Annotated in this window: 21 protein-coding genes; 7 read left to right on the plus strand and 14 right to left on the minus strand. The window is 62.4% G+C overall.

What is annotated here, in order from left to right; all coding sequences use genetic code 11:
* Positions 1–12: 12 nt before the first annotated feature.
* The 10 genes from ECTHA_RS0104450 to ECTHA_RS0104495 form a co-directional block, all read right to left on the minus strand.
* Positions 13–360 (minus strand): DsrE family protein, encoded by a 348-nt coding sequence (locus tag ECTHA_RS0104450; protein WP_084306756.1) that lies wholly within the window; start codon positions 358–360, stop codon positions 13–15.
* 65 nt (positions 361–425) lie between these two features.
* Positions 426–866 carry a biotin/lipoyl attachment domain-containing protein gene (locus tag ECTHA_RS0104455; RefSeq protein WP_025282108.1) on the minus strand — a complete coding sequence of 147 codons (441 nt, stop codon included), beginning with the start codon at positions 864–866 and terminating at the stop codon, positions 426–428.
* 5 nt (positions 867–871) lie between these two features.
* The gene (locus ECTHA_RS0104460; protein ID WP_025282109.1) at positions 872–1,783 is read right to left on the minus strand and encodes a CoB--CoM heterodisulfide reductase iron-sulfur subunit B family protein; all 912 of its coding nucleotides are present in this window, start codon (positions 1,781–1,783) and stop codon (positions 872–874) included.
* Positions 1,776–2,492: a 4Fe-4S dicluster domain-containing protein gene (locus tag ECTHA_RS0104465; RefSeq protein ID WP_025282110.1), complete on the minus strand. Its 717-nt coding sequence runs from the start codon at positions 2,490–2,492 to the stop codon at positions 1,776–1,778. Before ECTHA_RS0104465 ends, ECTHA_RS0104460 begins: the two co-directional genes overlap by 8 nt.
* Before the next feature lie 44 nt (positions 2,493–2,536).
* The gene (locus tag ECTHA_RS17090; RefSeq protein ID WP_025282111.1) at positions 2,537–3,337 is read right to left on the minus strand and encodes a hypothetical protein; all 801 of its coding nucleotides are present in this window, start codon (positions 3,335–3,337) and stop codon (positions 2,537–2,539) included.
* 7 nt (positions 3,338–3,344) lie between these two features.
* Positions 3,345–4,394 carry a CoB--CoM heterodisulfide reductase iron-sulfur subunit A family protein gene (locus tag ECTHA_RS0104475; RefSeq protein WP_029762543.1) on the minus strand — a complete coding sequence of 350 codons (1,050 nt, stop codon included), beginning with the start codon at positions 4,392–4,394 and terminating at the stop codon, positions 3,345–3,347.
* A 6-nt stretch (positions 4,395–4,400) separates the two neighbouring features.
* Positions 4,401–5,807, minus strand: coding sequence for a heterodisulfide reductase-related iron-sulfur binding cluster (locus ECTHA_RS0104480; protein WP_025282113.1), 1,407 nt, complete (start codon positions 5,805–5,807; stop codon positions 4,401–4,403).
* Between the two features lie 53 nt (positions 5,808–5,860).
* Entirely contained in the window at positions 5,861–6,526 is a 666-nt protein-coding gene (locus ECTHA_RS0104485; RefSeq protein WP_025282114.1) for a 4Fe-4S dicluster domain-containing protein, read from the minus strand.
* Positions 6,527–6,653: 127 nt separating this feature from the next.
* Entirely contained in the window at positions 6,654–7,121 is a 468-nt protein-coding gene (gene dsrE2, locus ECTHA_RS0104490) for a sulfur carrier protein DsrE2 (RefSeq protein WP_025282115.1), read from the minus strand.
* A gap of 110 nt (positions 7,122–7,231) precedes the next feature.
* Positions 7,232–7,462, minus strand: coding sequence for a sulfurtransferase TusA family protein (locus ECTHA_RS0104495; RefSeq protein ID WP_025282116.1), 231 nt, complete (start codon positions 7,460–7,462; stop codon positions 7,232–7,234).
* Between the two features lie 377 nt (positions 7,463–7,839).
* On the opposite strand from ECTHA_RS0104495, the gene ECTHA_RS0104500 reads away from it, so the two are divergent.
* The 5 genes from ECTHA_RS0104500 to soxB all read left to right on the plus strand — a co-directional run bounded on the left by ECTHA_RS0104500 (position 7,840) and on the right by soxB (position 12,749).
* Positions 7,840–8,154 (plus strand): hypothetical protein, encoded by a 315-nt coding sequence (locus ECTHA_RS0104500; RefSeq protein WP_025282117.1) that lies wholly within the window; start codon positions 7,840–7,842, stop codon positions 8,152–8,154.
* Entirely contained in the window at positions 8,097–9,644 is a 1,548-nt protein-coding gene (locus ECTHA_RS0104505; protein WP_084306704.1) for a M48 family metalloprotease, read from the plus strand. The genes ECTHA_RS0104500 and ECTHA_RS0104505 overlap by 58 nt, the downstream gene beginning before the upstream one ends.
* A gap of 240 nt (positions 9,645–9,884) precedes the next feature.
* Positions 9,885–10,349, plus strand: coding sequence for a thiosulfate oxidation carrier protein SoxY (gene soxY / locus ECTHA_RS0104510; RefSeq protein WP_025282119.1), 465 nt, complete (start codon positions 9,885–9,887; stop codon positions 10,347–10,349).
* A gap of 45 nt (positions 10,350–10,394) precedes the next feature.
* Positions 10,395–10,703: a thiosulfate oxidation carrier complex protein SoxZ gene (soxZ, locus tag ECTHA_RS0104515; RefSeq protein WP_025282120.1), complete on the plus strand. Its 309-nt coding sequence runs from the start codon at positions 10,395–10,397 to the stop codon at positions 10,701–10,703.
* 273 nt (positions 10,704–10,976) lie between these two features.
* The gene (soxB, locus tag ECTHA_RS0104520; RefSeq protein WP_025282121.1) at positions 10,977–12,749 is read left to right on the plus strand and encodes a thiosulfohydrolase SoxB; all 1,773 of its coding nucleotides are present in this window, start codon (positions 10,977–10,979) and stop codon (positions 12,747–12,749) included.
* 36 nt (positions 12,750–12,785) lie between these two features.
* Here soxB and ECTHA_RS0104525 read toward each other — a convergent pair whose 3' ends face one another.
* The 3 genes from ECTHA_RS0104525 to ECTHA_RS0104535 all read right to left on the minus strand — a co-directional run bounded on the left by ECTHA_RS0104525 (position 12,786) and on the right by ECTHA_RS0104535 (position 15,551).
* On the minus strand, positions 12,786–13,739 hold the full coding sequence (locus ECTHA_RS0104525) for a GGDEF domain-containing protein (protein WP_026623536.1): 954 nt from the start codon (positions 13,737–13,739) through the stop codon (positions 12,786–12,788).
* Complete coding sequence (locus ECTHA_RS0104530; RefSeq protein WP_025282123.1) at positions 13,736–14,809, minus strand: cobalamin B12-binding domain-containing protein; 1,074 nt, start codon at positions 14,807–14,809, stop codon at positions 13,736–13,738. Before ECTHA_RS0104530 ends, ECTHA_RS0104525 begins: the two co-directional genes overlap by 4 nt.
* Positions 14,810–14,969: 160 nt before the next feature.
* On the minus strand, positions 14,970–15,551 hold the full coding sequence (locus ECTHA_RS0104535; RefSeq protein WP_025282124.1) for a class I SAM-dependent methyltransferase: 582 nt from the start codon (positions 15,549–15,551) through the stop codon (positions 14,970–14,972).
* 288 nt (positions 15,552–15,839) lie between these two features.
* Here ECTHA_RS0104535 and ECTHA_RS0104540 point away from each other — a divergent pair, with 288 nt between their 5' ends.
* Both ECTHA_RS0104540 and ECTHA_RS0104545 read left to right on the plus strand, forming a co-directional pair.
* Complete coding sequence (locus ECTHA_RS0104540) at positions 15,840–16,283, plus strand: DUF4168 domain-containing protein (RefSeq protein WP_025282125.1); 444 nt, start codon at positions 15,840–15,842, stop codon at positions 16,281–16,283.
* 77 nt (positions 16,284–16,360) lie between these two features.
* Positions 16,361–16,696, plus strand: a complete 336-nt coding sequence (locus ECTHA_RS0104545) for a hypothetical protein (protein WP_025282126.1) — start codon at positions 16,361–16,363, stop codon at positions 16,694–16,696.
* Between the two features lie 63 nt (positions 16,697–16,759).
* On the opposite strand, the gene ECTHA_RS0104550 is transcribed toward ECTHA_RS0104545, so the two are convergent.
* Positions 16,760–17,698, minus strand: a complete 939-nt coding sequence (locus ECTHA_RS0104550; protein ID WP_025282127.1) for a calcium/sodium antiporter — start codon at positions 17,696–17,698, stop codon at positions 16,760–16,762.
* Positions 17,699–17,716: the final 18 nt, after the last annotated feature.

Below are 17,716 nucleotides of genomic sequence, written 5' to 3' on the forward strand. Positions count from 1 at the left end.
GGCACACCGGCGTTAGAAGGACAGGACCTTGTCCCCCCGCAACATCAGGTCCCCCAGGTCGCTGGCCCGGGCCACATGATCCACCTCGTCGATGAGATCGGTGGCCGGATCCAGGCCGTAGCCCGGCAGCGCCGGGTCACACACGTGCAGTGTCACCCCCGCGCGCTTGGCATCCCGGATGAAATCGATCAGGTACTTGCCCCCCTCCATGGCCTGCAAGCCCTCGGCCACGCCCTTTTGCATGAGCTTGACCCCTTCCATGGTGAAGAATAGATGCACATCGGCATCCATGGCGGCCAGCACCGATCCCAGATAGAACGGGGTGGCACAGCGGGCCGGCGTACTGGGGCCGCTGGTCATGACCAGCACCACCGTCTGCTCGTCTCCGTCCAGGTAATCCGGCTGCTTGGTCACGGTGCGCCCCGTCAGTCCCGATGACAGTGGATGTCATCCCGCCGGGCCCGATCGCAGTAGCCCTCGTAGGCGGCATCGCCGGTCAGGTAGTCCTGCAGTGCCTGCGCGCCGCCCCCCTCCACTTCCACCCGCGCAATCCAGGCACCGTAGGGGTCCTTGTTGAGCAGATCGGGCTGATCCATCACCGCCTCATTGGCCTCCACGATGGTGCAGTCCATGAAGTTGGGGATGGGGCCGGCCCACTTGCCGCTCTCGATGGTGGCCACCGGTTTACCCGGTGGCCGCCGTGTGCCGGGGCGACGCACGCGCACATGGAGGATATGGCCGGCAATGGCCTGGGAGAGATCGGTCATGCCCACCGTGAGGGTGTCGTCCTCTTCCAGACGCAGCCAGATCTGGTACTCCGCGTCGTAATACAGCTCCGGTTTGAACTCGCAGCCATTGCATTCCATGCGGGTCAGAATACCCCCCGATCCTTGAGGAAACCAATGGAGTCGCTCACGTTTTCGTGAATCCCCAGCTTGCGGGGCGAGAGCCCCATGGCCAGGCCCAGCAGCTGGGTGAAGTACAGGATCTTCACGTTGGTCTTGATGCCGAATTCGGTCTCGGCCCGCACCTGGTGCATCTCCAGCCCCGAATGGCAGGTGGGGCATTCGGTGGCGATCACCTCGGCGCCGGAGTCTTCCGCCGCCTGCAGCAGGTTGAGCACCAGCTGGGTGGAGGTGTCGGAGTCCGACAGGGTGTGGGCACCGCCGCAGCAGGCGGTCTTGAGGGGGAAGTCCACATTCACGCCGCCGGCGGCTTCCAGCAGGTCATCCATGAAATGGGGCTTGTAGCTGGACTCGGAGCCCGGGCCCTGGTCCTTTTCCGGGAAGATCTGCCGGGGCCGGGTGTACATGCAGCCATAGTAGTTGGCGATCTTGATGCCGTTGAGGCTCTTGGTGAACTTCTTCTTGATGCCCTCGGGGCCCAATTCCTCCATCAGCCACTCCAGCAGGTGCAGGGTGCGCACGTCGCCGGTGTAGACGGGGTCATCGGACTTGCGGGCCAGGTCCTGAATGGTCTGCATCACTTCTTCGGAGGTGGCGGTTTCGAACTCGGCCTTCTTGAGGTTGTGATAGCAGCCATTGCAGGGCGCCATGACGGTGTCCAGCCCCATCTGCTCGGTGGCGATGGCCAGGTTGCGGGCCGAGAGATAGGTCTGCAGCATGGGATGAACGTTCTTCACCTCCATGGCCCCGCAGCAGTTGTAGTCCCGCAGATTTTCCATTTCCAGGCCCAGGGAGTTCACCAGCACCCGGGTGGACTTGTCATAGGGACCGCCGGAACCTTCCAGCGCGCAACCGGGGTAGTATGCAACCTTAGCCATGGGCGGCCTCCTTCTGTTCACGGACGTATTGCTGGAGCACTTCGCCAGTGCGGCCCCAGGATTTGGTGCGGGGCTTCATGAGCACGTTGCGACCGAACTTGAGCCCCAGGCTCACCGGCAGATGCCGGGCCAGGCGCAGGCCGAACACCTGAAGCCAGTTCTGGAACATGGACTGACCGGTCTTCTTGTAGAAGCCCATGAGCACGTGGCTGTCCTCGATGCGCCCACGCGCGTAGATCTGCTCGGTGAATTCCTCGTCGAAGATGGTGGACGGCGTCTTCTCGGTGATGCCCTCCTCTTCCATCCAGTGGGCCAGGGCCTTCATGACGCCCTCGGGCCGCACGTCCTTGGGGCAGATGTTCGTGCACTTGTTGCAGGACACGCACTGCCAGACGATGTCCTTGTCCTTGATGATCTCTTCCTTGAGCCCCAGGCGAACCGCGTAAATCCAGTAGCGGGGATTGAACTGCACGTTCTGGGCGTACATGGTGCAGGAGTTGGTGCAGGAGCCACACTGCCAGCAGCGATGCACGTTCTCGCCGCCGGGGATGGCCTGGATCTTCGCCTCGAAATCATCATCGTAGTCGGTGAGGGTTCGCGGCGTGATCATCGTGTTCCAGTGCCCGGACACGTCCACCCCGTCCACCACCAGTTCGTCGTGGTGGAGCAGGCGTTCGGGCTCGATGAGGGACTTCTCGTGTATCGCCATGCTGTTCTCCGAAACTCGCTTTTAACGGGTTCGACACAGGCCGGCTAATGCCATGTCTGCGACGCGGCGGCGTGACGCTCACCGCGCCGTGCATCGATACCCAACAGTTTGACCACCAGCTCCATCGGGTCCTGCTTGGCGCCAAAGTCGCCCTGCAGGATGCCCAGGCCGCCGGAAATGGACCGCACATAATCCGAGTAGGCCCGCGCCAGGATGAGATCCGTCACGAACGGGAGATCCCGGTAGAACCCGCTGGCGGTGAGATGCTCCACAAACCAGCCGCGCACCCCCTCCAGGTGTTCCGGGGTTGCCTCCAGAGGCAGGATGTTCATGCCTTCGTTGCCGGCCACGAACTCGCGCACGGCACCGCTCATGGTCTGCGTATCCCACACCCAGCGGGTCATCAGGGGGACGGCATCCGGGTAACGGAAATGCAGCAGCTCCGCCGCCAGATCCCAGGCCGCACCGGATTCCTTGCGGGTCTGGGTGGGGATGCGCTCACAGAAGGCGCGCATCCGGCTCAGCAAATCACCCCGCCCATACACCAGCCCCAGGATGGCCTCGGAAAAGGCCTCCGGGGACAGGTTCTGCATGGGCCCGGCCAGCTTGCGCCGGGCCGGGAAGACGCATTCCAGCAACACCCCGGAGACGTCCGCCCGCAAGGCTGCCGGGCGTTTATCCGGCAGCGCCGCGGTAAAGACCTGGTGCTTGCTGCGCAGCGCCTCCAGATAGGTCTCCACGCCCCCGCGCTCCTTCATGTCCTCCAGCAACTGTTCAAGCTTGCTGGCGGCAATGCGGGGCTCCAGGCGGATCTTCAGTGGAGCGGGCCGGATGTGCTTGTCCATGGCCGCGTCAACCCGCCTTGCGGACCAGGGCCGTCAGATCCATCACGGCACGGCCACCAGCCGCCGCCCCCTGGGCGATGGAATCGTCGATGGTCTCCGGCCCATAGGCCGCGCCGCAGGAATAGACGCCGGGCCGGGAGGTGCCACAGGTGTTGGTGTACTGCTCACCCTTTTGCAGGAAACCATGCTTCTCCAGTTCCACCCCGAAGACCTTGGAGATCTCCGGGTTGTCCTGGTTGGGATCCATGCCGATGGCGTGCACCACCATGTCGAAGGGAATGACGATGGGTCGCTTGACCAGGGTGTCCTCCCCCTTCACCAGCAGGCGGCCATCCCCGGAGGCGGTCACCTCGGCGATACGGGCCTTGACGAACTTGGTCTTGAACTCTTCCTGGGACTTCCAGTAGAAGCGGTCCTCGTAGAGCCCGAAGGTGCGGATGTCCATGTAGTAGATGAACACGTCTGTCTCGGGAGACATTTCCTTGATCTCGATGGCCAGGTTGGCCGAGACGGTGCAGCAGATCTTGGAACACCACTCACGCCCGATCTGCCGATCCCGGGACCCCACGCACAGCAGGATGGCCACCCGCTCGGGTACGCGCCCATCCGAGGGACAGGCGATCTTGCCGGACGCCACCATCTGCTCCATCTGGGTGCTGGTGAGCACGTCAGGAAAGGTGCCAAAGCCCCACTCGGGCTTGTTCACGGAGTCAAAGTGGGTGAAACCGGTGGCCAGGACCACGGCCCCGGCCTTCACCTGCTTGTTGTTGCTCAGCTTGGCGGTGAAGTTGCCGGGCTCGCCATCCAGCTTCGTGACGCGGGTTCCCTTGTGGATGGTGACGGCCTTGTCGTCCTCCACCCGCTTGACCATGCGACCGATGGCATCCTTGGCCCACTCGCCGGAGGGCACCAGCTTGGCGTAGCCGGAGAGGATGGGGGCACCGCCCAGCACCTCTTCCTTTTCCACCATCACCACCTTGTAGCCGGCGCCGGCCACCTGCGCGGCGGCCGACAGGCCGGACGGCCCCGACCCGACGATCAGTACTGTATCCTGCATGATGCCTTACCCCCCATAAGCCAGTTCGGGTTTGTAGAGATATTCGATGTTCCCCTGCTCCACCTCCTTGAGGTAGGCCTGGAAGTTCTTCTTGGCCTCTGACCAGGAGATGCCCATCTTTTCCACCAGGTCCTCGCAGGGCGAGGCATGCCACTGCAGCTGCACGATCTTGAGAGGATCGGCGCCGCAGGCCAGTGCGGCAAATTGCACCTCGGCCATGATGGGGATCTGGAAGTCCTGTTCGTGGGCCTTGCCGATCCACTGGTTCTTGTCCATGGTGGTCACGCAGCCGGTGTCGTTGGCCAGCATCACATCGGCATTGGCCTCTTCCCGGGCCACGCGGATCTTGCGGTTCATGGTGAACGAACGGGTGAACTCGCGCTCCGAGATGATGTGCCGGAAGCCAAAGCCACAGCAGTCGTACCAGGTGGAGTAGTCGATCACCTGGGCACCCAGGGCCTGGGCCATGGAGGTGATGATGGCGGTGCGGTTGCCACCCAGCACCTCGGGATCATAGACCGCATCCTCGTGGATCATCTTGTAGTAGTGGCAGGCCACATGGGCGGTGGTGCGGATGTGGGAGACATCGATCTTCTGCAGTTCCGAGGCGATGCGGTTGCGCATCACGTGCACCCACTCGGAGTAGTGGATGATCTCCTCGGGGATGACGAGCTTGCCATCCACCAGGCGCCCCAGCTTGTCCAGGATCTTGGTGACCTTCTCGCGTAGTTCCGGGGATTCGATCAGGTACTTGCGGATCTCCTTGTAGTTGCCGAAGGAGGTGCCGCAGTGCACCAGCGGGTAGAAATGCCCGGCCTCGTGGCCGTGCTGCTGGCCGGATACATAGGCCTGATGGAAGTTGCGCAGGAACACGGCCGCCAGGGATTCCACGTTGCCGATGCCCGAGCCATGGTAGTTCCAGGCGGTGCAGGAGGTCTGGTCGGTCTCGTCCAGGTAGTCCTTGCCCGGCACAAAGCCGAACTCGTTCATGAACCACAGTAATGAGGTGGGATAACCGGGGATGTTGCCGCACTGACCGCAGGACTTGTGGTGCCACAGCTGCTTGGTGGGCACCTTCTTGTCCCAGCCGAAGAGGGTCTTGACCATCTTGGGCTCGTGCTGGTCCTCGATGCGATGGATCAGGATCTTGCCTTCCTTCTCCAGCTCGTACATGTGCTCGCGCACATCATCCATGCGGTCACCCAGATCGATGGTGCGTCGATCCACGTGCTTGCGCACCCAGTCGGTGGCCTTGACGGCCTCCTCGCGGGAGAGCTGGGTCTGCTGGAAGAAGGAACCGTGTCCGGCCACGCCCTGGCCGTCGGTATTGTGAAAACCGGGTTTCATGGCACCGGCGCCGGTGCCTTCGGCGGTGGCGTTGTGCCCACCGGGGGTCTGGTCTTTAGCTGTCATGGGTGTGCCACTCCTCTACGCTCGGCATGTGGTGGTGCAAGGCGAAGGTGGGCTCAATCTTCTTCCTGTTCTTCGAGCCACTCGTCGTATTCCTCCCTCTTCTCGTCGATGAAATCCTCGATCACGTCGAACAGGTTTTCATCCATCAGCTCAAGCGACTTGAGCACCCCCGTCATCTCCCAGATGGTGTACATCTCTACGGATGTTTTCAGGGAGATCTCCCAGGCGGTATCGGTGGTCTGCAGGGTCTGCATGGGGATGGCCTTGCGCAGGATGCGCAGGTCCCCGTCCACCTTTTGAATGTTCGGACCCCAGTCGGGGAAGTGGTCGGGCTGGATCATGTCGGGGGAGAGCTGATTGCCGGTGGTGATCAGCTTGAGCATCACCCGGCCGAAAGGCCGCAGCACATCCTTGGCCGACTGCATCTCATGCTTGATGGCCACCTCCCGCATGATGGCCACCAGGCCGCCAGGGGAGTTCTTGAAGGGACAGCGGGCCGCGCAGGTCATGCACTGGGCGCAGGCCCAGATCTTTTCCTGCATGGCGTCGTAGATCTGCTCCACGTTCTCGGTCCAGAGCAGCTGCACGATCTCGCGGGGGCTGTAATCGTAGAACTGGGCCGAGGGGCAGGTGGCGGTACAGATACCGCAGTTGAGACACCCGTTCAGCTCGTGGTCGTAACGGAAGTCCCCACGAATGTCGTCGTAGATCTGCTGCATTTCCGCATAGGTTGCCATGAGATACCTCTTTGCATATCGCGGGGCGTTATGGATCTATGCCCTAGTAAAACTGTCAACTTTTCAGTTGTTCAGGAAGTCTAGACCATTTCCAGGACTTCGCGAGCCGTTACACGTACAGGCAGATATCCGAGTCGCCGGCGAACTCGAAAAAGGTGGCGGCACCGCCATAGTCGATGCCTTCGATGAAGTCGCCCCGGGCCATGTCGAACAGATCCACGGTCATCTGACAGGCCACCATCTTCACGTCGGCCTCCAGGCACATCTCCCGCAGCTCTTCCACGCTGGCCACGCCCTTGGACTTCATCTTCTTCTTCATCATGGAAGTCATCATGCCCTGCATGCCGGGCAGGGCCTGCAGCAGCACGGGCATCGGCATGGGCATGGGCATGCCCGGATTACCCAGCGACGTCACCTGCAGATCCGGCTTTTTCTTCAGCAGCTGAAGGCCGTAAAAGGTGAAGAAGACCTGCACCTGGTAACCCAGGGCAGCGGCCGTCGAGGCCAGGATGAAAGGGGGGTAGGCCCAGTCCAGGGTCCCCTTGGTGGCGATGATGGCGAGTTTCTTTTCCGACACGTCCTACAACCTCCTTAAATCTGCCTGCTTGAACTGCCAGGTCATTGGCCCTTGATCCAGGGGCTCTTGATCGAGATGGCCGTCGCGGGGCGACGGCCACGCAGCCCTTGTCAGGACTTGCGCATCAGGAAGTAGAACTTGCCGCCCTCTTCCTTGTGCTCCATCAACTCGTTGCCGGTCTGCTTGGCAAAGGCCTCGAAGTCCTTCACCGCGCCCGGGTCTGTGGCGATGATGTGCAACACCTGTCCGCTGGACAGGGAGGCCAGGGCCTTCTTGGCGCGCAGAATGGGCAGCGGGCAGTTCAGTCCGGAGGCATCCAGTTCCTGGTCGAAATCAGCCATGGTTCAATCACTCCTCTAGCGCGGGACGAGCGGCATTCTGATGCAACCGCGGCAATGTCCCCAATGTTATGTGGAAAAGCCTTCGCCGCCAGATCATCGCATGAATGCGCCAGGCTCCGGGGCTTTGGCGTCTTAAGGATTTTTTATCCCTTGAAGCATCATACTTATAGCCGGTCGGCCCGAGTTGATTTGCGACAACTCAATTGCGACACACGTTACCGTATTAGCATATACTAAGACAACATATAATTAGACGCTCTGGAAATTTCATGCGGGGATTGCGCTCCTGAACCAAGGGGCCGCGTCGATGTCTGAGGCGTGGTAGTGTTCAGCGGGCCGGGACCATCCCCGCCACATCAGCCGAGGACCCCCAGACCATGGACAAGAAAGCCTTTGCCGTTGACACCCAGTACGCTGTCACCCTGCGTGACACCAATGGCCGGCTCCGGCCCGCCAACCTGTATGTCCACCAGCTCTTCGACCAGGACATGATCGCCCGCCGCACCGACGGCGGCGCCCAGTCCGGCCTGCTGTTCAAGATCCCTTATAAGGATGTGGCGCGGGTGGTGCGCACGCTGCCGGTATCCGACAAGAAACGCTTCATGCTGCCCGAAGCCATGTTAAAGCCGAAATTATGGGAAAACCGAAGTTCCATGGCCGCCTATTCTTCGTCCCCGGGACTGGGCAAGTAGACGACACCACTCGCGGACACGGCCCGTCGCAACGAGGGCGGGGCGCACACGCCCCCCGCCTCTGGGCGCGACTGGTCACCGCCCTGCTCTGCCTGGCCCTGCTGTGGCCCGTGCATGCGCCGGCCCAGGTATCCCTGCCGGAGATCGGCGACCCCTCCTCGGCCATGCTGTCCCCCTCCCAGGAGCAGCAACTGGGCCGCTCGCTACTGCGGGAGGTGCGCCGCAACCTGCCCCTGAGCAAGGACCCACAACTGCTGGGATATGTGGAGGCCGTGGGCCAGCGTCTGGTCTCCAGCGCCCCGGATGGGCACCCCAACTTCACCTTTTTGGTGGTGGAAGACGATGGCATCAACGCCTTTGCCATGCCCGGCGGCATCGTCGGGGTCAACACCGGCCTGATCGAGGCCACCCGCAACGAGGCCGAACTGGCGGCCGTGCTGGCCCACGAAATCGCCCACGTCACCCAGCGCCACATCGCTCGCGCCTACGCCGGAAGCACCCGCATCGACCTGGCGGCAGGCCTGGCCATCCTGGCGGGCATCATTGCCAGTGCGTATGCCCCGGAATTGGGCCAGGCGGCCATTGTCGGCGGCATGGCCGGCAGTGCTCAGGCGCGAATCAACTTCACACGCGCCAACGAGCAGGAGGCCGACCGCATCGGCATCTCCATCCTGGCGGCCACCGGTTTCGATCCCCAGGCCATGCCCAGCTTCTTCGAACGTCTGCAGCAACTCAGTGGCGGGCTGGCTGAGGCCGTTCCCGAGTACCTGCGCACTCACCCGGTGACCAGCAACCGCATCAGCGACAGTCGCGCACGCGCCGATCAGTACGAGGGAGACTACCGCAGCGACTCCCAGGAGTTCCGGCTGATTCGGGCTCGTATCCAGGCACTCCAGGACCCCTCGCGCACGATCAGTCTTCACGAACGGCGAAATGACGGTGAGCCCCCCACGCCGGAACAACTCTATGGCTATGCCCTTGCCCGGAACGAGCGCGGGCAGCGAGACCGGGCGCTGGCGGCCCTGGAGCGGATCGACACCTCGGACAACGAGAGTCTGGCGCTGTACGTGGAACTTGCTCGGGCGGAAGTCCATATGGAGGGCCGGAACCCGGATCACCCGCGGGCGCTCGAGACCCTGGAGCGGCTGCACGACATCTATCCCGGTTACCTGCCCGTGGCTCAGACCTACGCCAGGGCCCTGAAAGACGCCGGCCACCATCACCAGGCCATTCAGGTGCTCGACCGACTGCTGGAAGCGGATCACCCGCCCCCGGAACTGCTGCGCCTGCGGGCCGATGCCGCCGCTCGCGCCAATCGCCAGGTGATCAGCCACGAGAGCATGGCAGAATATTATTTTCATCATGGACAGTACCGGGAGGCGGTCAGACAGCTGGATCGCGCCCTGGCGTCACCGGACCTCACCCCGCACCTGGAGGCCCGGGTACGCAGCAAAAGGGACATTGCCATGCGCTTTACGGACGACCGATAGACCACTTCAGCATATCCTGATATTCGACATTTCGCATATAACTAAAAAACACTTGTAAAAAAGATTTAGTTAGGTACGCTGTGAATTGTGATCCGTCAAAGCAATCTGAATCGCAGATTGGCACGCCGCTTGAAGGGCTTGCCACACCATGAGATCGAGTGATCGATCCAACCCCGAATCCTCAGGGATGGGTTAACGGGCCAGGCAAGGCCCCGCATTGAAATAACTGGAGGAGACCACATGAACAGCAAGCGTCGAGTGTTTCTCAAGGGCACCCTGGCGGCAGGCACCGTGGGGGTGGCCGTAGGCGCCGGCCTGCTCACACCCAGCACCGTACTGGCCAGTGCCCGGGAGGGTTTCGAGGCGGGATCAATCAGCGATGCGCTGCAATCCGTGATGGGGTCGGACAGCCACGACTCGGGTGACATCACCATCAGCGCTCCGGAACTGGCAGAAAATGGTGCCGTCGTTCCCATCACTGTGGAATCCAGCCTCACCGGCGTGACGGACATCGCCATCCTGGCGGCCGCCAACAACACCCCGCTGACCTCCAGCTACAAGTTGGGCGAGGGCACCAAGGCCTACGTGGCTACCCGCATCAAGATGGGCGAGAGCTCGGACATTGTTGCCGTCCTCAAGTCCAACGGGCAGCTGTACAGCAGCTCGCGGGAAGTCAAGGTCACCATCGGCGGTTGCGGCGGCTGATCCACCAGACCGCGCACCCCCAGGCCCAAACCAGGAGAACCTGCCATGTCCAGCATTCGCGTACGCGCTCAGCTCAGTGACGGTGTAACCAATGTCCGCGCCCTGATCAGTCATCCCATGGAGACCGGTCAGAGAACCGACAGCGGCGGTAACACCATTCCTGCCCATTACATCACCGAGGTCAAAGCCAGTTTGGGGGATCGCGAGATCCTCACCGCTAACTGGGGCCCGGCCATCTCCCGCAATCCCTATCTGTCCTTCCAGTTCGAGGGTGCCTCCTCCGGCGACACCCTGGATATCTCCTGGGTGGACAACAACGGGGAATCGGACAGCACTCAGGTGCGGATCAGCTAACCATCACAAGATCATGAGACCGGGCGCCCCGCAGGCTTCGCGGGCCGTCCGATCACAGGTTAGTCCGATCACAGGTCTTGCAGTACGTCGCGCCATTCGTTCCCACGGGAACGGCCACCAGGAGGAGCGATCCGACCATCCAGAGCGTTGGCGGATCACGGCAGGAACACAACATAATCATACCTGCCATTTGAGCAAGCCCGGTTTTCGCCGGGCTTTTCTTTGCATGGGAAAGACGCCGGACAACGGCGCATCATGTCTGGAGGAAGCTAGATGAATCTGTCCCGCCGAGAATTTCTGCAGATCCTCGCCGCCGCCGGTGTGGCCGGTTTCTCACTGCCCGCCTGTGCCCGCCTCGGGGCTGCCAGCAAGAATCCCGGTGATCCTTATGAGTTGCCTCCCAAGGGCAATGTCTCGATCCTGCATTACACCGACTGCCACGGCCAGTTGCTGCCCGTGTATTTCCGTGAGCCCCATGTCAACCTGGGAGTGGCCGACATGAATGGCCGCCCACCGCACCTGGTGGGCAAGAACCTGCTGGAGCACTATGGCATTGACCATCCCGGCCTGCTCTCCCATGCCTATACCTACCTGGACTACGTGAAACTCGCGGAACACTACGGCCGCGTGGGGGGCTTTGCCCATCTGGCCACACTGGTGAAGAAGATCCGAGATCAGCGTCCGGGCGCCCTGCTCCTGGACGGGGGCGACACCTGGGGTGGCGGTTCGGGCACGGGCCTGTGGACCAACGCGCAGGACATGGTGGATGCACAGCTGAAACTGGGCGTGGACATCATGACCGGCCATTGGGAGTACACCTTCGGTGCCGACCGGGTGCGTGAGATCCTGGAAAACGACTTCGCCGGTCACATCGAATTCCTGGCCCAGAACGTGGTGGACGTGGACTGGGGCGACCGCATCTTCAAGCCGTATACCATCCGCGAGATGAATGGCGTCAACGTGGCCGTGATCGGCCAGGCCTTCCCCTACACCCCCATCGCCAACCCGCGCCACATGATCCCCGAATGGTCCTTCGGCATCCGCCAGCGGGAGATGCAGGATACCGTGAACGATGCCCGGGCCGAGGGGGCGGAAGTGGTGATCCTGCTGTCCCACAATGGCATGGACGTGGACATCAAGCTGGCCCAGGTGGTGGACGGTATCGACGCCATCATGGGCGGGCATACCCACGACGCGGTCCCTGCCCCGTTGGAGGTGAAGGGGCCGGAGGGTGGCATCTGCCTGGTCACCAACGGGGGTTCCAACGGCAAGTTCCTGGGCGTGCTGGATCTGGACTTCCGGGATGGCCGCATTCGCGATTACCAGTACCGGCTGCTGCCGGTGTTTGCCAACCTGATCGAGCCGGACCCGGACATGGCCCGCTACATTGAACAGGTGCGCGACCAGGAGGTCACCTTTGATGGCCAGACCTTCAACATGAAGGACAGGCTCTCGGAAGAGTTGGCGGTGAGCGAGGACCTGCTCTACCGGCGCGGCAATTTCAACGGCACCTTCGATCAGCTCATCTGCGATGCCCTGATGGAGCAGGTGGATGCCGAGATCGCCTTCTCCCCGGGCTTCCGCTGGGGCACCACGGTGCTGCCGGGCATGCCCATCACCTTCGAGCACATCATGGACCAGACCGGCCTCACCTATCCGGCAGTGACCCGCAATGAGATGAGCGGCGCCATGATCAAGGAAATCCTGGAGGACGTGGCCGACAACCTCTACAACGCGGATCCCTTCTACCAGCAGGGGGGCGACATGGTGCGGGTGGGTGGCCTGAAATACAGCATCAACCCCACCCGCTCCATTGGCGAACGCATTGCCGACATGGAACTGAACGGCAAGCCCATCGACCCCAACCAGAATTACGTGGTGGCCGGCTGGGCCAGCGTGCAGGAGCAGCCTGCAGGCGACACCGGTCGCAAGATCTGGGATGTGGTGACCGACCACCTGCGCGACCACGAGACGGTGTCCATCAGCGAACTGAACGAGCCGAAGCTGCGGGGAGTCGAGGGTAACCCGGGGCTTTCGTCAGCTTGAATGCAGGGAGTGGGGTGAGGGGCGAGCCCCCTCACCCTATCGGTCTGCCACCACCCGGTTACGACCATTCTCCTTCGCCCTGTACATGGCCGCGTCTGCCCGCTGTATCAGGGAGTCCACATCCTCCGTTGCTCGCCATTCGGCTGCGCCAATGCTGGTACTGGGCCTGAAATCATCACCCAGAGGTTGCAACTCCCGGGTCCGCGCCCGCAAACGCTCACCCACCTTCATGGCCACGTCCAACGAGGTGTCGAACATGTACAGACCGAACTCCTCACCACCCAGACGCCCCGGCAGATCCGACACCCGCACCAGGGCGCGCAGCAAATCGGCAAAGGCCACGAGCACCCGATCTCCCGCTGCGTGACCGTAGGTATCGTTCACCCGCTTGAAGTGATCCAGATCGATCATCAGGATGGACAATCGATGCTGCCGGCTCCTGGCCTGGGCCACACCGGACTCAAGTCGCTCCAGAAAATGGCGACGATTGGCCAGGCGGGTGAGCCCGTCGGTGCGGGCCAGTTCCTCGTTCAAGGCATTCACCCGGGCCAGATCCCGGTTGGCCCGCCTCAGGTCACGCACCAGCCGGGACATGTCCAGGGTGAGGTTGCCCATACGGGCTACCACTTCATGATCGCCAGACTCGGCCACTTCGCCTATCAGCAGGGTGTGCCCATCCAGGGGATAGGCGTGAAACAGGCAACGCTCCCCCTCCGCCGCCGCGCGAAACACCCGGGCCACGGTCTTTTTCTGTGCCTCACCGGGCTCAATGTCCACGGGCCCATCTTCGTCACTGAAAAAATGGGCAATTGGCTCTCCGCGCACATCCGCAAAACCCGCATAACGAGACCTGAAGGCGCCATTGGCGCAGATGATCCGGCCGTCCCGTCCCACCTCCAGCACCAGCAAACGTCCCGAATTCACCACGTAGTCGTACAAGGCTCCGACCAGATCGGGCCCTGGCGGCGTATCGCGGGTACCCGGTCTCAAGCGGGGTCACCCAGGCTTCGGGCCCAGGCCACCGCGGCCGTGGCACTCTCAAGATGCAGATCCGCGTTGACCGACTGCACCAGCCATGGAGCGTCCTGAAAGGCCTGGCCACCGACCACGATGGGGGTGGCATCATCCGGCCCCAGGGCCGCCCGCAAACTGGCCACGGTGGCCCGGGCCTCGGCCACATTACCCACCAGCGTGACCGACAAGGCCACGAAACGAGGGCGTTCCTCCAGCACCGTGGCCACCAGGGTTTCGGGAGGCGTATCGGCGGTCAGCAAGGTGATATCCCAACCATCCAGTTCCAGGCTCACGGCCAGCATCCAGGAACCCATCTCGTGGAACTCATTGGACACGGGAGACACCAGCCCGCGACCCCGGTCGCTCTCGGGAAACGGTTGGTCGTAATAAAGTGCTGCCAGCACCCGATAGACCATGGCCGTGGTCTGGTGCTCCATGGTCACCGACAATTGACCGGCCTCCCAGCGAGCCCCCACATCCACCATGGCCGGATAGAACAGGTTTTGCAGTAGCGATTCATAGGGCATTCCATCCAGCAACAGGCCATGGCAGCGATCGATCACGCCCGTCGTATCTCCCTGGATAAGGTGGTCGACGATGTACTGATAGTCTTCCTCCCAGCAAGGCTGTACGGACACCCGCCGTGTGCGGTACTGGTGCGCGGCCTCGATGAGCTCATCATGGTGCTGCACCATCCACTCATAAATGGGCAGGATCGCCTCGGCCTCCCGCGCGGGCAGGATCTCGGTGATCACGTCCCCCCAGGTTTTCCACTCGTGGAGAAAGAACTCGAAGGACACGCCCTGATTGTGATACGTGGCATATACCCAGGCCAGGGCCTGCTCCAGCAGCCGAGCGTCGTTCCCCGCCATGACCTCGCCCATGAAGGCGGCATGGTGGCGACGGGTGCTATCCATCAGCCTTGGCGAATGACTGCCCAGCCATTCCCCTAGCCGGGAATCCTGCCCCATCCGAAAGGCCACGGCATTGACCAGTTGGCCACGGCGCGCACGAAAGGCCTCCGCCGCGACTTCCTCTACCGGCAAGGGGGGATGCGTTGTTTTTGGATGTGTTGGCACGATGGACTGGGGTGGTCTTGAGACAAGGTCCAGATTACATCATTGTGACGCCGCCAGGCATTGTCGGGAATCACGTCCGGGCAGCTTGCCCTGTATGTCAAATCTCATCACCTTGCCATATCTCTGGCTATATCTTGTAAAAGGCAGCGGTGAAGTCGTTGTCCAGATAGTCTTCGAGGATCTCCACTCGTGCCCCCAGCGCCTCCCCGTGTGCCCGAATCTCCTCCGGCAGATAGTAGTTGAAGCGTGATGGCCCCGGCTGGCCCTTGAGCAGATTGAATACAAAGGCCTGCCGCGTGGCACCGTAGCAGTGCTGAATGAAGCGCCCCGTTTCATCCCGGGTGAGATTGTTCATGGCGCCGCTGCATAGATAGAAGTCTGCCTTGGGCAGGGGGTCCTTTAGTACATCCATCAACCATATCTGGCATCCCGTGCGCTCACGGGCTGTCTGGATCATGGGCTCGCACACCTCCAGACCAACATACCCGGCGGGTGGGCCACGGTGCTCACACAAAAAGTTATAGAGGTCTCCGAACCCACAACCGGCATCCACCAGGGTTGTGCTACTGAGGTCCTCGGGCAGGCAGCGGGCCAATGCAACAAACCGCGCCGTCTGAGTGTAGGCCGAGCGCCAGTGCAGCCCCTGTGGCGTCGCCCCGTGGTCCGCCATGGCACGGCGGTAGAAGGCCTCGTTATCGACTCTGGGCATGGGACACGACCCTTGGGGATGGGGTGGGATCAACATAGTCCCCAAGGTCTCCAGGGTCAATGCACCTGACTTACGCCAACTCACGCGCCGGCCTTTGCCGATGTGACACCACCCTTTGTGCGCATGTGCTGTTTTGATACGCCTGCGGCCTGGGCAACCGCCCCGGAGACATCGTGACATCAGGCCCATAAGTGACTGTTCATGATGACATTCACAACGCAATAACTCAGTTGGCACATCTCCTGCTTAGCCTTGGTTGTCATTTCACCAACCCAATGGGAGCAATCAATGACATTACGCAAGACAGCCTTGACCCTGGCCATCACTTCCCTCTTCGCTCTCGGTGGCACGGCTGCTGCTCAAGGCTTCGGCGATGATGCTGGCGGCGCCCCGCCGGATGCCCAGCAAGGCACCCCTCCTGATGCCGGCGGCGCAGCCGCCCCTGGCGCCGCCCCCGAACCCACGGTGGAGCTCACCGACCAGGTGATCGACGACTTTGTGGATGTCTTCGTGGAAGTCCAGAAGATTGAGGAAGACTTTGCCCAGCAGCTGGATGCCGCCGAAGACCAGGCAGCAGCACAGGCCATCCATCAGGAAGCTCAGGAAAAGATGGTTGAGGCCGTCGAGGCCAATGGCATGAACGTGGAGGAATACAACGAAGTGGCCATGGCCCTGCAGGGTGACCCCGAGCGCCTTGAAGAGGTGATCGAGCGTACCCAGGATCGCCTGTAACGCAGCAGATCATTCAGCCTACCCCGGCCGGCCCGGCGCTGGCCGGGATCCTGGTCAATCCCGATAGGAGTGGCACCATGAAACACGTGAAGAAAACCCTGGGCGTGCTCGCCGCCGTCCCACTGGCACTGCTGGTGGGCTGCGGCGATCCGGGCCCGGAGATGGACGAACCCTTCGAGCCGGCCGATCAGCCAGACATGGAGCAACAGGAGGGCATGGGTGCACCGCCGGATGATGGCATGGGCGCACCGCCTCCGGACGATGGCATGGGCGCACCGCCCGCCGATGATGGGATGGGAGCCCCGCCGCCGGATGATGGAATGGGCGCTCCCCCCCCGGACGGTGGGATGGGCGCACCGCCCGAAGGTGACATGGACATGGAAGCCCCCGAAGGTGAAGATCTGGACCGCTGAGTCCGTTTCATCCCACGGCAGGTCCCGCCCGAAGGCGGGGCCTGCGCTTTTCAAGGCAGGCCGCTAGACCAGCAGCCAGGCCAGATAGGCCAGGTAAGCCCCCAACAGGAGCCCCCCGAAGAGACGCCCCATGTCACGCCGCCAGGCGAAAACCATCCAGACCACCAGCGCGAACAGCAGCATCACCGACAGATCCACGTAGGAAATGCCGCCGGCCCCCAGCGGGATGATGGTGGCGGTGATGCCCAGCACCGCCAGCACGTTGAAGACGTTGGAACCGATGATGTTGCCCAGCACCATGCCGGTTTCACGCTTGAAGGCAGCCGCAACGGTGGTGGCCAGTTCCGGCAAACTGGTGCCCACGGAGACCAGGGTCAGACCGATCACCGCCTCGCTCACCCCCAGGGCCCGACCAATGGTGATGGCGCCACTCAAGAAGGCCTCGGAACCCACGTATAGACAGCCCGTCCCGAAGACCACAAAGAGGGCCGCCCGACCCACGGTAATCCCCGCATAGGCCCCCACCTCTTCCGCCACCTGATGGTTCGCCATCTGACGCCGGGCCAGATGCACCTGCCAGGCCACGAAGGCCACCAGCAGAAGCAGCAGCGCCATGCCCTCAATACGGGTGATCATGCCGTTGTAGAGCAGAATGAACGGCAAGGCCACGGCGCCCACCATCACCGGCAGTTCCCTCTTGAAGGTCTCCTGTTCACAGCGCACGGGATAGAGCAGCGCGGCCGCCGCCAGCACCAGGCCAAGGTTGGCGATATTGGACCCCACCACGTTGCCCACGGCGATGGCCGACTGTCCCTGCAGGGCTGCCATGACGCTGACCACCAGCTCCGGACTGCTGGTGGCAAAGGCCACCACCGTCAGGCCGATCAGCAGCGGCGAAATCCCCGTGCGCAGGGCAATGGCGCTGCTGCCGGCCACCAGACGGTCGGCGCCATAAGTCAACAGGGCAACGCCCAGCAACAACATGAGAAGTGCAAGCCACATGATGGGAGTCTTCCGGAT

It is taken from the genome of Ectothiorhodospira haloalkaliphila ATCC 51935 (assembly GCF_000633935.1).
Taxonomy (GTDB): domain Bacteria; phylum Pseudomonadota; class Gammaproteobacteria; order Ectothiorhodospirales; family Ectothiorhodospiraceae; genus Ectothiorhodospira; species Ectothiorhodospira haloalkaliphila.